This is a genomic window from Paenibacillus sp. RC334 (genome assembly GCF_030034735.1).
GTDB lineage: Bacteria > Bacillota > Bacilli > Paenibacillales > Paenibacillaceae > Paenibacillus > Paenibacillus terrae_A.
Genome location: NZ_CP125370.1, coordinates 2734733 through 2748476, shown reverse-complemented (window position 1 = coordinate 2748476; position 13744 = coordinate 2734733). Strand labels below are relative to the sequence as shown.

The window sequence follows — 13744 nt, the reverse complement described above, 5'->3', positions numbered from 1 at the left end:
CTCGCATTGCGCCCGCATCATCCAAGATTATTTTACATTCAAGGCTCCAGCCCCCATACACGCTGGTCGTTCACATACAGAGGCGTTTTGTTCCAATCTGCATAAGACGTCTTGGTCGCATCATAGGAAAAATCATCACTTTCGTTATAATTGCTCCAGTCCGTCTTGTTCAAGCGAACCTGAATATCCCCCGTGTTGGCTCCTGCTGCCAGACTTCCCGCACCAGCTCCAAAGGAGATTTCCAGATAGTAATCTGCGCCCGTAACCGCCTTATCCAGTTTCACAAAGCGTCCCTGAACGTTGCCGCTACCGAGCTGTGCATAGTCACAATGGAATTCCTGCGGTTTATCGCCATCCACTGTAAAGTAATACCGCAGCTTGACAGTCTTTAGATCAACAGCCTCTTTCCCCTTGTTTACAACACGGAAAAGCGGACGAATCTGATTATCTCCCGGGTTCGTGTCGCCCACGCGGTATTGGGCAATTACATCTCCCGTTGCCGGAATCGGCGCTGCTGTCGGCTTGGCGCTGACCTCGGCAGAATCCGGGCTGGTTCCTAAAGAATTAGTTGCACTTGCTACATAATAATAAGTGGTTTCATTCACCACTCCTGTATCCTTGTAAGTGCTATCCGTTACCGTTGCTACCGTGGTATAAGGTCCTCCACTGGTTGTGGAGCGCTTGACGGTATAGCTGTCGGCCCCCGTCGCTTTGCTCCAGCTCAGTGTAACCTGAGCATCCCCGGCACTTGCTTTCACATTTGCCGGAGCTTTGGGAGCTGTCGGCTCAGTTGTTCCACTATTGTTGATGAGACGGTCATATTCGGCATAAGCTGTCGCCATATCGACTTGGGACCAAAAACGGTGATACGTAAATTCCGGAGCGCCTTTATCCCATTTTTTCGTTTGATTATTCCATGAAGTTGTGTATTTGTCCTTGAGATAAGACCACTGAGGATCTTTGGTGATGTTAGGCCGGATATCGGTGTAGCTGGAATACGTACCATTACCACCCTTGGACGGATCAGAGGCGGTAGCGTCTGCGCCAGGAATGGTGTTACCTTGCCCCGTTTTACCACTCCATCCGTTCGGGATATACGCTTCTTTCGTAAAATAACGATAATAATCCTCACGTGCTTCCTTCGTGGTAATGCCCACGCCGTCGTTGTAACCCCATGCAGCATCGAGCAAAGCTTTGGACAGATCCTTGGCTTCCTTGCCTAATGCGGTGTAATCTCCTTTTTCGGCCTTCGTTCCGGCAGCAAAAAAAGTAAGCGCTTTAACATAACTGCCCAGCACTCCCGCATCTTGCCCTGGATTCTTCGTTACTACATGCAGATTGGCATTCCCCTTATGATTGGCAAATCCGGTCCAGGTTTCTGGCTTCCCGCTCCATTCCAGATTACCTGGCACCCAGAACTCGCCTTTAGCTGCTGTAGTGGCAACCTTCGGATTTTTACCACCCAGAATGCGCTTGCCTTGAGCGTCCAAATAGTATCCCTGCGCGTCTGTCACAGGACGTTCGTTGGCAAATGCATAGCTCTTGGACCATGCTACCCAGTTTTCCGTCACTTGCTTAGCCATTTTAAACTGCTCGGAAGAAGTATCACCCTTCTTGGCTAAAATGTAGTACAGCTCGGCAACCCGCTCGACAGGCCAAGCCTGCATTCCGAACCAATTGTTGGACGGTGGATCTTGGTATACAGGAGCGCCTGTATAAGCCATTCCATAGAAGGTGCTTGTGCCAGACGGATACGCCTTGTAGGCACCATCCCAGCTATTCGTTGCTCCACCTGCAATGGCTCCCTCATCGGATTGCAGCCACGTATAAAATTCCAGTTGGCGCTTCAGCGAGGTAGCCCAATCCTGTCCCGCCGTTGGTGAATTTGGTATTAATCCGCCATCCTGATCGGATAACGCGTAAGCCGCAACGACATTTTGGTAGCCCTGATGCGCGTGGCTGGCGCCAATCCGCCAAGCCCAGTTTCCGCTTTGACCCAGTCCGCCACCCCATGCCGTATACCATGCCATCAGATAGTGGCTGGCATCCTTGCCGGAACCAGCGGTCGGAGTCCCATTGGAAGCGCTTCCTATTTTTTGGAAGTATTTATCGTACATACCGTAACGTAAGTAGTCTCCCATCTTTTTCGCTTTATCCAAATATACCGAGTTGTCATATCCCAGTTCTTTCGCCCAGTACATGGCTTGAACCGCCCGTGCGTCCGCATCGGTGGCATTCGTGTAGCGCCATTGCTGTGCAGGAGCATTATTTTCCTTGGTAAACAGGCTCATAAAGCCTTCATTTGCTTTACCAAATTTTTGATTATCCTGCGATGGATGCGGGACGGCTTCCCAAACCGATTCCTGCTCCCCGCGTTGGAAGGTGTTCACATAGGCCGCTGTATGAGACGGATTCAGCAGATTGCCAAAACCGTACCAATTATCCACGTCCAGCAGCCAATGCATCAGATAGGTCTGATTATTGCCATAGGTTGCTTTCAGCTCTGCATCCAGCGGGTCCTTGCCACCACTATACTGACCACTCAGACGGCTTGGATATTGATCCGGCTGCGGATACTCTGCTGCATAGGTGGCTGGGCTGTTGGGGTTGTAGTTACTCATAGTAGGCTGTTCTTCCTTGCCATCTCCTTCATTAACAGGAATGATGTATTTCTCCATGTTGTCCCAAGCGGATTCCAGCTTCCCCCAATCCCCGGTATAATGACCATACAGCACTTCCAGCCACATCCAGTAGCTATAGGCTTCCGAGGTCGTTAAGTGTCCGTAGTCCGGGGCCTCGCTCATCAGGGTTTCAACCGAATGGTAAGGTATACCTTCCTTGGAAAAATATCCGCTGGCCGGGTCCTTCAGTTGTTTGTACAATTGAAGAAAGCGTGTGGATTCCGGTGTTGCGGCTGAAGCACGGTCGGGTTCGGCTTGAAATATGCCCAAAGTTAGCGGAAGCACCAAAATGGCTGACATGACCATAGAGACAGATTTCCTGAACACGGATTTTCTGCTGATCACTTTTGCATTCATCCTCTCCATTATCAATTTTGGCTTTACACAAGATTTTATTTTGAAAAACAACAGCACAAAAAGACAGCACCATCACCTCACTTTCCCATAAAAAAGGTGGAGGACACGCTGTCCAATAGCTCCAAATGCTTCACATTGGCCCTGGAAAAAATATACCACACCCGCCGCGAAATGAGAGTCGAAAAAATCAATATGTTTAGAGTTTAATAATGAAAATTGACGAAATTGCATGAAATCGCTACGATTTCACAAGGAGGCGTTACAAAATGAAAATTTTACTGGTACTTGGTTGTACGATGATGTTTTTAGCCGTAGCCCTGGGAGCGTTCGGGGCACATGCTTTGAAAAAAAGACTTTCCGCAGACATGATGAGTATATTCCAGACGGGCATCCAATATCATATTGCCCACGGCTTGGGCCTGGTTCTGCTCGGAGCAGTTGCAGGAAATCTGGTCCATTCTTCTCTGGTCGTAACCGCAGGCTGGATTATGCTTATCGGTATTCTCCTGTTCTCCGGCAGTCTGTATGCTCTTAGCTTGTCCGGCGTGAAAAAGCTCGGAGCGATTACCCCGATTGGCGGGGTGGCTTTTTTGGTGAGCTGGGTGCTTGTGATTGTGGCGGTTGTACAAGATTAAACATAGCTAAAGAAAAGAGACTTGGAAAAGTAGACGCTTCCAAGTCTCCTGAGCAATTCCCGAATATGAAAGAATATTATTATTTCGTCTGTACTCCTTGCACCTTCTGAGCCGCTAAGCGATGACCCTCGATGTAACGTTTGGATTCAGCCATCTGGTGTTCCTGCGCGGCTTCCATAATGATGTGAACCCCCGGCTTGTACTGTTCCAGCAGTTCCATGTATAGGCCGTAATTCATGTCACCAAAACCCGGCGGTACGGTCTCGATCTCACCTGTCGATGACAAACGCCGGTCTTTGGCATGTGCCGCGATAATTCGAGGTCCTAGTAATTGGAACGCTTCGCGGATAACCTCATCCTGCCGTGCCAGATTTTCCGTTTTCAGCAAATTGCCCGGATCAATCACTACACCGATCTGGGATGACGGTACTTCCTCCAGCAAGGTAGCCAGTTCTACCGCCGTTCCGACCAAATGATCGTTAGCGGCCTCCAATCCTACGAATACGCCCCATTTTCCCGCCTCATCGGCTAATTCACGCACGACTTCCTTTACAACCTTCCAGTCTCGTTCCGTATATGCGCTGCCATCTTCATTACGTCCGACTTCGGCAGCCACCATCGGTGCCCCTAACAGGCTCGCATATCGGATCAGCTCTTTAAAGCGTTCTACATTTTCACGCAGCAGCTCCTCATCCTGTTCAAAAAAATGCAAATAGCATCCAAGAACCGATATGGATACTCCGTGCTTGCGGAATTCCTCCGCGATAGACAGCGCCAATCCCGGGCTGAACTTGCCCGGTTTGTTAAAGTCCACATCACTGATCGCTCTCCACGGAGCCAGTTGAACATGAGTAAAGCCCGCTGCGCCTACCTTTGCAGCCAACTCGCGATAAGGCAACTTGCCAAACAAATGCGCCAATACGCCTACTGTCACTGAAATCACCTCTTCTTTTTAATGTTGCGTCCTGCTTGTCACAGCACTGCTTTCCAAAGTCTCATTAATGATTTGCGTAATCCCTTCCACCTCATCATGAATAAAAAAGTGCCCCCCGTCAAAGGTGAAAATTTGAAAATTCTGATTCGTATGCTGCTCCCACGCTTCCGCATCCTGCAAGGTCATCGTGTTATCGGCCAGCCCTGTCAAGGCAGTGACCGAACAATTCAAAGGTACCGTTCGGGGCGTATACTTATACGTCTCAACGGCTTTGAAGTCCGCTCTTAGCACCGGGATAAAATAGTCGTACAATTCGCGATTGTCAAAAATGGCCTCCGAAAGCTGACCATATCGCTGCAAATGCGTTCTGAACTGCTCTGCGGGCAGATCATGGGCCCACGGGAAATCTCTCGGGACATGCGGTGCCCGTCCCCCAGATACGAACAGATGAGCTGGCTTGCCATAACCACCAGCCACCAGCTTGTAATACAGCTCGAATGCGATCATCGTTCCCATGCTGTGACCGTATATAGCATAAGGATCGCCGGGGGCTATCTCTTGACTGATCTTGAGCAGTAAATCCTCGCTCATTTCCTCGATGCTGTCTTTTAACGGCTCTCCGGAACGAATACCTCTGCCCGCCAGCTCCAGCGGGACAAGCTTAATCTGCGGAAGCAGCAGCTTTTTCCATTTGAAGCTGACCGATGCCGATCCACCTGCATATGGAATGAAAAACAATGTGATGGGTGCCATCCTTGCAACCTCCTGCCATGTTGAGTCTTAACTCTTTCATTTTAGCATAAAAAGGTATATTTACCCATTTCAAATATTTTGCAAATTCAAGAAACAAGGTCGGGGAAATCAAGCATCTTTTGCATCAGGCAGGAAACCGCTTCTTTTAGGAAGAACAGCTTCATGTTTGAATATAATAATGTGTTTGGTTTTATTTCTTTAAATTCGAGAGGAGTTCTACGCCATGAAGTACGGTTTCTTCGATGATGCTAAACAAGAATATGTCATACACACCCCTCAAACCCCATATCCCTGGATCAATTATTTAGGCAACGAACGATTTTTTGGACTGATCTCCAATACAGGCGGCGGCTATGCATTTTACCGGGATGCGCGCTTACGTCGCCTAACACGATACCGATACAACAATATTCCTGTCGATAACGGCGGCCGCTATTTTTATATTCATGATGACGGGGATTACTGGACACCGGGCTGGATGCCAGTCAAACGGGAGCTGGATCGGTATGAGTGCCGACATGGGCTTGGCTATACTTCAATTATGGGTGAACGTAACGGTATCCGGGCGACGCAGTTGGCTTTTGTACCGTTGTCCTTTGATGGCGAAGTACATCAGGTCAAGCTTCAGAATACTTCTGCTCAGACTAAAAAGATCAAGCTCTTTTCTTTTGTGGAATTTTGTCTGTGGAACGCCTATGACGATATGACCAATTTTCAACGCAACCTGAACACGGGCGAGGTCGAAATACAGGACTCCGTCATCTATCACAAAACGGAATATCGTGAGCGTCGCAACCACTATGCATTCTTCTCTGTCAATCGCCCGCTGGCAGGATTCGATACAGACCGTGAAGCTTTTCTGGGACTATACAACGGGCTGGATCAGCCGCAAACCGTCACCGCCGGGCAAGCCTCGAACTCTGTGGCCAGCGGGTGGTCGCCTGTAGGGTCGCATTGCATCGAAGTAACCTTGGAGCCAGGTGAAGAAACGAGGCTTAACTTTGTACTTGGTTATGTGGAAAATCCGGAGGATGAAAAATGGGAATCTCCCGGTGTGATTAATAAAAAGCAGGCTCATGCCATGATTGCTCAATTCGCGGATGAAGCCGATGTTGAACGAGCCTTGAGTGAACTGCGAGCCTATTGGAACACTCTGCTCTCCAAGTACACCATTCAGAGCCACGACGATAAGCTGAACCGGATGGTGAATATATGGAACCCGTATCAATGTATGGTTACGTTCAATATGTCGCGTTCCGCTTCGTATTTCGAATCCGGCATCGGGCGTGGAATGGGTTTCCGGGATTCGAATCAGGATTTGCTTGGTTTTGTCCACCAAATACCGGAGCGGGCGCGGGAACGGATTATCGACATCGCCTCCACACAATTTGATAACGGCGGGGCTTATCATCAGTACCAGCCTTTAACCAAAAAAGGAAACCACGAGGTCGGTGGCGGTTTCAACGATGATCCGCTGTGGCTAATTGTCGGCACCGCTGCGTATATCAAAGAAACGGGAGACTTCGCCATATTGGACGAACAGGTGCCTTTCGACGGAAATGCAGAGCACACCGCTACCCTTTTTGAGCATTTGAAGCGATCCTTTTATCATGTGGTTAACAATCTCGGCCCGCACGGTCTTCCACTGATTGGCCGGGCAGATTGGAACGACTGTTTGAATCTGAACTGTTTTTCCGCCACACCAGATGAGTCCTATCAGACCACACAAAATTTGGAGGGCCGCACAGCGGAATCGGTATTCATCGCCGGACTCTTCGTATATACAGGACCAGATTTTATCGAGCTGTGCAAGCGCAGAGGATTAGATGAGGAAGCAGCTACGGCCCAAGCCCATGTGGATCGGATGCGGACAGCCACGCTAGAGCATGGCTTCGATGGTGAATGGTTTCTGCGTGCCTACGACCACTATGGGAACAAAGTCGGCAGCAAGGATTGTGAGGAAGGCCAAATTTTCATTGAGCCGCAGGGTTTTTGCGTGATGGCCAGGATCGGAGTTGAGGAAGGTCAGGCTCAAAGAGCTCTCGACTCTACACGGGATCGGCTGGAAACCCCCTATGGCATTGTGCTACAAAATCCGCCTTATTCCCGCTATTACATCAATCTGGGTGAAATATCCTCTTATCCTCCAGGGTACAAGGAAAATGCGGGCATCTTCTGTCACAATAACCCGTGGATTATGATGGCGGAGGCCGTGATTGGCCGTGGAGATCGTGCATTTGAACTGTATAGCAAAATTGCTCCAGCCTATCTGGAGGACATCAGCGACATCCACCGCACCGAGCCTTATGTATATGCGCAAATGATTGCGGGTAAGGATGCCGTTCGTGAAGGCGAAGCCAAAAATTCCTGGTTGACCGGCACAGCGGCGTGGAACTTTGTAGCCATTACCCAGTCTATTCTTGGTATTCAGCCGGAATGGGATGGTCTGCGTATTGATCCGTGTATCCCTGCCGCTTGGGACGAATTTACAATCACTCGCGTCTTCCGTGGCGATACCTACGTGATCCAAATCACGAATCCACAACATATATCCAAGGGTGTAGCAACAGTCACACTAGATGGTACTATCCTCACGGACAATGTTCTGCCAGTTGCAGGAGATGGTGCTATCCATCAGGTTAAAGTGTTACTGGGCTGACAAGTACATTAACCCCTAAATCGACCCCTAAAAAATTAGCTTCAACTTCGTCACATAGTATCTTATAATACGAGAATGGCTAAAGATACATTAAGTGTGGTGACATCATGAATAAGACAACACGACTTACTCAAACAACCGATTATAAATTAAAGGAAGCTCGCTGGGTACGGAGAATGTTTTTATTATACTGGATGATTATAGCCGTACATTTTATTGCGCAGCTTGGTTGTTATTTATTTCTCGAATACCACGCTTCGTCTTATGAATTTTACGTTGGAGTTCTCATTGTTCCGACACTGATTATGTGTGGTTCCAATCTGCTTGCAGAGCTGGTTCATTATAAATACAACAGATATTCATTTGTGATCCTATTTATGGCAAGCACGGTCATTTGCTGGACCATCATTCGTTTAAACTACGATGTTCGGATTATCCCGGCGTTGTGCTTGTTGCCTATTTTCTCATCCATCCTGTTCTTCAATCGTCGCCTAATATGGTTTTCCTTTGTCTTGCAAGTTGGAGTCTTTTTACTTTTGCTGGCAGTGGATGGTTCGTTCCGTACCTACTTGTCGTTCTTTGATATTGTAGCGATTCTGATCTTTTTGATTATGTCCACTTTTATTGCCATTATTATTCAGGCAAGCGGCCGTGACCTGCTGTTGGATTTGTATAAAACACAGCGTGCTCACCAGGAATTAATGATTAGTAATGCGATTATTAGCAAAATGTCGATGACCGACGGGTTAACCAAGCTCTATAATCATTTGTCCTTTCAGAACTTCTATGAAAAAGCACTCGAATATGCTGAACAAGGCGCCATTATCCATCTCGCATTACTTGATATTGATAATTTCAAGAAAATTAACGACAATTACGGGCACCAGTTCGGAGATAAAATTTTGGAGAGCATTTCGCTAATCATTACAGAACAGATTACAGCTAATGATATTGCGGCCCGCTATGGTGGTGAGGAATTCGCCATCCTAATGTTCGAGCATACTTTCGAAGAAGCTTATCAAATCGCCGAAAACATCCGGCATGCAGTGGAAAAGATGATCTTTCATGAAAAAAAGCAAAACATTTCCGTGACCGTAAGCATTGGACTGAAAAGCTATACAGAAGAAATGAACAAAGATTCGTTCTTTCAGGAAGCGGACGACTATCTATATCAAGCCAAGCGTTCTGGCAAGAATAAGATAGTTTCGCTCAATCATATCGCTTAATTCGACAGAGAATACTTCGCAGGATGAATTCTCCGGCACTCGCTTGCCGGGGATTTCTTTTTTAAGAGACAATCCATTTGACAAGAATATGAGTTGAAACTATAATAGTTACAAGTTATAACGTAATTTACTTACATAAAATAAGTTAAAGGAGATGTTTTTCATATGTCAACACTTGTTATTGTAACCCACCCTAATCTTGCGGAGTCCCGCGTTAACAAAAGATGGGTCCAGGAGCTCAAACAGCAATCGGGTGTAACCGTTCATAACCTGTATGAAGTATACCCGGATGAGAAAATCAATGTAGCTCAAGAGCAGGAACTGCTGGAGCAGCATGACCGTATTGTACTGCAATTTCCTTTTTACTGGTATAGCACCCCTTCCCTGCTGAAAAAATGGCAAGATGTGGTTCTGACTTACGGTTGGGCTTATGGAAGCGAAGGTGGCAAATTGGAGGGCAAAGAGTTACTGATTGCTCTGTCTGCCGCTAGTGTAGAGGAAAACTATCAACATGACGGACGGAACAGATACACAATCGAAGAACTGTTGAGACCTCTCGAAGCTACAAGCCACTTGATTGGTGTCAAATTGCTCCCTTATTTCGTACAATATGGTGCTGGGGTTCTGACCGACGAGCAGCTTGAGCAATCCGCACAAAAATACGCGCAAGCCGTTACTTCTTAATTGAATTGCAAGAATCCCCTTGGTTGGAGCTGCCACCTGCTGTGAAGCAGAGCGTGGCAGTCTACCGACTAAGGGGATTTTTTGATTTTGATTTTTCAAATCAGGAATGATAAAGAACTGCGTTCTTTTGCTGGTTTGCAGGAATGGGTTAATTAGCTGAATAAACGATTTCGGACGAGTGTACCCGGATTGCAGCCGTATTTTTTACGGAACGCCTCTGCAAAGTAGCTTGGATTGGAATAGCCCACCGCAAAAGAAACTTCCGTAACACTATTTCCTCCGACTTGCAGCAAATGAAGTGCCTGCTCCAGCCGTTGTTCGCGCAGATCTCCAAAGACGGTTGTTCCGTACATTTCCTTGTAGCCCATTTTTAATTTGTAATCGTTCATGCCGATCATACGTGAAAGCTGCAAGAGAGACGGCGGCTCCGCCATGTGCTCCAGCATAATTTGACGCGCCCTCTTAATTTTGGAGATTTCATCCCGGTTCAAGGAGACGGATGGATCATGCCCATTCTCGAAAAAGGTGCGTAAAGCCAGCATCCACAAATCCAATACGGCACATTCCATTTCTATATTGCGCATCGAGCCGGATTGAATTCCCTGCATTAGCTGAGTCCATTTGGAGACGGCAACTGGACTCATACGAGCCTGAAAAGCGCGAAATGAATGGGGTCCGAGTAAATCCGCAAAATCAACACTCCTTCTTCCGTCCGCCTCTTCCATAAAATAATGAAACGTCGATACCGGAATCCCGATGCCCAGCATCGTAAATTGCTCATTCGCCGTAAATTCAAAGCGAGCTTCGCCCGGCTTCAGGAGCTGTAACGAAAAATGCCCCGGCACAATTTCATGCCGTACTCCCGACGCCTGAACCTCCCGTCCGCCGCGGAAACAGCAGGTAAGCTCCACCATAGGCACAGAAGCCACAAAATCAATCGTTCGGCTTTGATGAAAGGTATAATCGGAAACCACAAGCTCCATATCCAGACGCGGGGAGCAACGGCAAATAGTACCCTTCCCTACGGTTTGTATAAGTTCCAACGGAGCTTTATCGCCTGTAACGTCAAAATTCAGCTCCAATTTTTCAAGAAACAGATTAAAATTATGATGAAAAGTAGCTTCCTGCACAGCGTTTCACTCCAGTATTGTTCATTGATAATTATTCTCATCATACCGGATTAATGGTGATTTGACAAAGAACCTCCTGCCGCTAGAAAATAGCAGCGATGGAGGTTCCCGTCAATCTGTTAAAATATGAAGATTTACAAAGTAACCAGTGTGCTGGACACCTGAACCATGCTCTCTTTAATGATGTTGCAGCCTTCACGCAGGTTTTCCAAGCTGATCGTTAGCGCAGGCATAATTTTAATCACCGTATCGTTACGTCCGGCCCGCTCAATAATGAGGCCCCTGCTAAAGCAAAGAGCAGCTACTTCTTTGGCAAAGGCTTCTCCCAGAGGAGACACATCAATTCCCCAGATCAGTCCCAAGCCGCGAATGTCAATGAGAGGGTCAATCGTTTGAATATGTTCATACAAAAATTGCTGAACAAAAGCTTCTTTCTCTTTTACCTGTGCTTCCAGCCCTACCGTATCCCTGAACTCCAGCGCAGCCTTGGCGGCTACAAAAGCAAGCTGGTTCCCCCGGAAGGTACCATTGTGCTCGCCAGGTCTCCAAATATCCAACTCCGGCTTGAGCAGTAGCAGTGACATCGGCAAACCATAACCACTGATCGACTTAGACAAAACGACCATATCAGGAACGATACCCGCGCGCTCAAACGAGAAGAACGAACCGACCCGACCGCAGCCGACCTGAATATCGTCAACAATCAGCAAAATATCATGATCATCGCACAGTTGCCGCAAATCACGCAGCCATTCAGTATCGGCAATGTTAATACCACCTTCAGCCTGTACCGTTTCCAGAATGATAGCCGCTGGCTTTTCCACCCCGGAATGGGTATCTGTTAAAAGCTGCTCCATATACAAAATGGTATCCAAGCCGTTAAACGTACTGTTAAAGGGGATGAAGGTAACGTTATTCAGGGATACACCAGCACTCTCTCTCATGGAGTTGTTACTGGTAACGGACAAACTTCCTAGAGACATACCGTGAAATGCGCCCATAAAAGCAAAAATCCCATTTCTTTTTTTGACTTTGCGTGCAAGCTTCAGCGCTGCCTCTACCGCATTGGTTCCCGTTGGTCCGCAAAATTGCAGCTTATAATTCAAGCCCTTGGGCTGGAGAATACGCTCGGAGAAAGACTCAATAAACTCCTGTTTCGCCGTTGTGTACATATCCAGACCGTGCATGATCCGATCAGAGGTTAAGTAATCCAAAATCCGATTTTTCATAAAATCGTTGTTATGTCCGTAGTTCAAGGCCCCTGCTCCGGCAAAAAAGTCGATATATCCCTCTCCTGCCTCCGTGTACAGCACATCGTTTTTCGCTTTGTTGAAAACAACCGGAAAGTTTCTGCAATAGGATCTTACATTGGACTCCAGTGCTTCGAATGTGTTCATTGATTTCTCGTCCTCCCGCTGACCTGATTTGGAAAAAATACAAGCATGGAAAGCAAAAAAAGTGTAAATATGTAAGCTAAAAAGAGAAGACAGTCCGAATCTCAATGGGGTAGCCACACCAAAAAATCATGAGTACGATCACAGGAACGATTAGAGTACGGAAAATAAATGCAAAATAGTCTATGGAGTGTAAATTAAATTCCAGAAGATTAAATGGTGGGGGGTTCTAAGGGGCCTATCAGTGGATGTCACTCCTATGTAATAAAATACCATAATTTTTTTTAAAGTCAATGCATGCTTCTGATGTGTTTTGTTAAATTTTTGTAATCGAGTGTTGAGGACTTGTTGCATTTTGTTAATTCTCCACGAAAAATGTCGGAATAGAGCTGAAAATCTTATAAATAGAGCATTTCCATATCAAAAAAGTATAAATCCGTTCTGCCCGGCTATTGGTTTGCCCGATCCCCCTGATCTTTTGACAGACTGTCCAAAGGGGGTTACTCTATCAAAAGAACTTGCCAAAAACTTTTTGAATGCATTGAACCTATCCTAACCATTTGACTCGAATTTGATAGAAAGATAAGGAAATATCATTATGTCTAATGTTTTGATTATTGAAGATGACAATATGCTGGGAGATACCCTTTCCTTGTATTTGACTGGAGAAGGCTACAACGTTACCCGGGTGGAACAGGCGGCTGAGGGAATTGCCCGGCTGGGTATGGTGCAGCCTGATATTATTTTGCTAGATCTACTGCTTCCAGATTTGGATGGTGTCAATCCCTGCCCACTGGTACGCAAGCATACGGATGTGCCAATCATCGTGATTTCTTCAGAAAACAATATCTCAGAGCGCATCCGTACACTTACGTTGGGAGCAGACGATTATATTTGCAAGCCTTTCAGTATGCAGGAGCTAAAGGCGCGAATCGAGGCTCTTTTCCGTCGTATTGAAATCACACGGTTACAGGCAAGAGGCCTTGCGCCTGAAGCCGAGCCTGAAACAGACATTGTTTTGGATCTGGCGCGAAGAATGATTACCGTTGATGGGCAGATTGTGGAGACGACATTTTCGGAATTTGAGCTTATGAAGCTTTTTTATTTGAACCGGGGAATTGTATTCAGCCGATATGCCTTGATTCAAGCTCTTCGTGGCACAGACTCCTTTATTAATGAGAGGGCTGTAGACGTACATATCAACCATTTGCGCAGGAAAATCGAAAAAGACCCTAAAAAGCCGAAATTAATCAGGACCATCTGGGGAATTGGTTATAAATTTGTGCAATAG

At 46.8% G+C, this 13744-nt stretch carries 10 protein-coding genes; 5 read left to right on the top strand and 5 right to left on the bottom strand.

Features of this window, described 5'->3' with window-relative positions; translation table 11 throughout:
• Positions 1 to 38: 38 nt before the first annotated feature.
• Positions 39 to 2987, bottom strand: coding sequence for a glycoside hydrolase family 48 protein (locus QMK20_RS12660; protein ID WP_283656259.1), 2949 nt, complete (start codon positions 2985 to 2987; stop codon positions 39 to 41).
• Between the two features lie 317 nt (positions 2988 to 3304).
• On the opposite strand from QMK20_RS12660, the gene QMK20_RS12655 reads away from it, so the two are divergent.
• Entirely contained in the window at positions 3305 to 3673 is a 369-nt protein-coding gene (locus tag QMK20_RS12655) for a DUF423 domain-containing protein (protein WP_283655996.1), read from the top strand.
• A gap of 79 nt (positions 3674 to 3752) precedes the next feature.
• Here the strand turns inward: QMK20_RS12655 and QMK20_RS12650 are convergent, their stop codons facing one another.
• Together QMK20_RS12650 and QMK20_RS12645 are read right to left on the bottom strand one after the other, a co-directional pair.
• A complete protein-coding gene (locus QMK20_RS12650) occupies positions 3753 to 4607 on the bottom strand; it encodes a sugar phosphate isomerase/epimerase family protein (protein WP_283655995.1) in 855 nt (284 codons plus the stop codon).
• 18 nt (positions 4608 to 4625) lie between these two features.
• Positions 4626 to 5360 carry a thioesterase II family protein gene (locus tag QMK20_RS12645; RefSeq protein ID WP_283655994.1) on the bottom strand — a complete coding sequence of 245 codons (735 nt, stop codon included), beginning with the start codon at positions 5358 to 5360 and terminating at the stop codon, positions 4626 to 4628.
• Between the two features lie 223 nt (positions 5361 to 5583).
• Here QMK20_RS12645 and QMK20_RS12640 point away from each other — a divergent pair, with 223 nt between their 5' ends.
• The 3 genes from QMK20_RS12640 (at position 5584) to QMK20_RS12630 (ending at position 9929) form a co-directional block, all read left to right on the top strand.
• Positions 5584 to 8019: a glycoside hydrolase family 94 protein gene (locus tag QMK20_RS12640; protein WP_283655993.1), complete on the top strand. Its 2436-nt coding sequence runs from the start codon at positions 5584 to 5586 to the stop codon at positions 8017 to 8019.
• A gap of 107 nt (positions 8020 to 8126) precedes the next feature.
• Entirely contained in the window at positions 8127 to 9245 is a 1119-nt protein-coding gene (locus tag QMK20_RS12635; protein ID WP_283655992.1) for a GGDEF domain-containing protein, read from the top strand.
• A gap of 165 nt (positions 9246 to 9410) precedes the next feature.
• On the top strand, positions 9411 to 9929 hold the full coding sequence (locus QMK20_RS12630; RefSeq protein ID WP_283655991.1) for an NAD(P)H-dependent oxidoreductase: 519 nt from the start codon (positions 9411 to 9413) through the stop codon (positions 9927 to 9929).
• A gap of 152 nt (positions 9930 to 10081) precedes the next feature.
• Here the strand turns inward: QMK20_RS12630 and QMK20_RS12625 are convergent, their stop codons facing one another.
• Together QMK20_RS12625 and ectB are read right to left on the bottom strand one after the other, a co-directional pair.
• Positions 10082 to 11059: a helix-turn-helix transcriptional regulator gene (locus tag QMK20_RS12625; RefSeq protein ID WP_283655990.1), complete on the bottom strand. Its 978-nt coding sequence runs from the start codon at positions 11057 to 11059 to the stop codon at positions 10082 to 10084.
• 134 nt (positions 11060 to 11193) lie between these two features.
• Positions 11194 to 12456, bottom strand: a complete 1263-nt coding sequence (ectB, locus tag QMK20_RS12620) for a diaminobutyrate--2-oxoglutarate transaminase (protein ID WP_283655989.1) — start codon at positions 12454 to 12456, stop codon at positions 11194 to 11196.
• Positions 12457 to 13051: 595 nt separating this feature from the next.
• On the opposite strand from ectB, the gene QMK20_RS12615 reads away from it, so the two are divergent.
• Positions 13052 to 13744 (top strand): response regulator transcription factor, encoded by a 693-nt coding sequence (locus QMK20_RS12615; RefSeq protein ID WP_283655988.1) that lies wholly within the window; start codon positions 13052 to 13054, stop codon positions 13742 to 13744.

Coding starts and splice junctions, on each gene's coding strand:
- QMK20_RS12635 (WP_283655992.1), top strand. CDS start 8,127: ATGAATAAGACAACACGACTTACTCAAACAACCGATTATAAATTAAAG.
- ectB (WP_283655989.1), bottom strand. CDS start 12,456: ATGAACACATTCGAAGCACTGGAGTCCAATGTAAGATCCTATTGCAGA.
- QMK20_RS12615 (WP_283655988.1), top strand. CDS start 13,052: ATGTCTAATGTTTTGATTATTGAAGATGACAATATGCTGGGAGATACC.
- QMK20_RS12655 (WP_283655996.1), top strand. CDS start 3,305: ATGAAAATTTTACTGGTACTTGGTTGTACGATGATGTTTTTAGCCGTA.
- QMK20_RS12630 (WP_283655991.1), top strand. CDS start 9,411: ATGTCAACACTTGTTATTGTAACCCACCCTAATCTTGCGGAGTCCCGC.
- QMK20_RS12645 (WP_283655994.1), bottom strand. CDS start 5,360: ATGGCACCCATCACATTGTTTTTCATTCCATATGCAGGTGGATCGGCA.
- QMK20_RS12660 (WP_283656259.1), bottom strand. CDS start 2,987: ATGGTCATGTCAGCCATTTTGGTGCTTCCGCTAACTTTGGGCATATTT.
- QMK20_RS12640 (WP_283655993.1), top strand. CDS start 5,584: ATGAAGTACGGTTTCTTCGATGATGCTAAACAAGAATATGTCATACAC.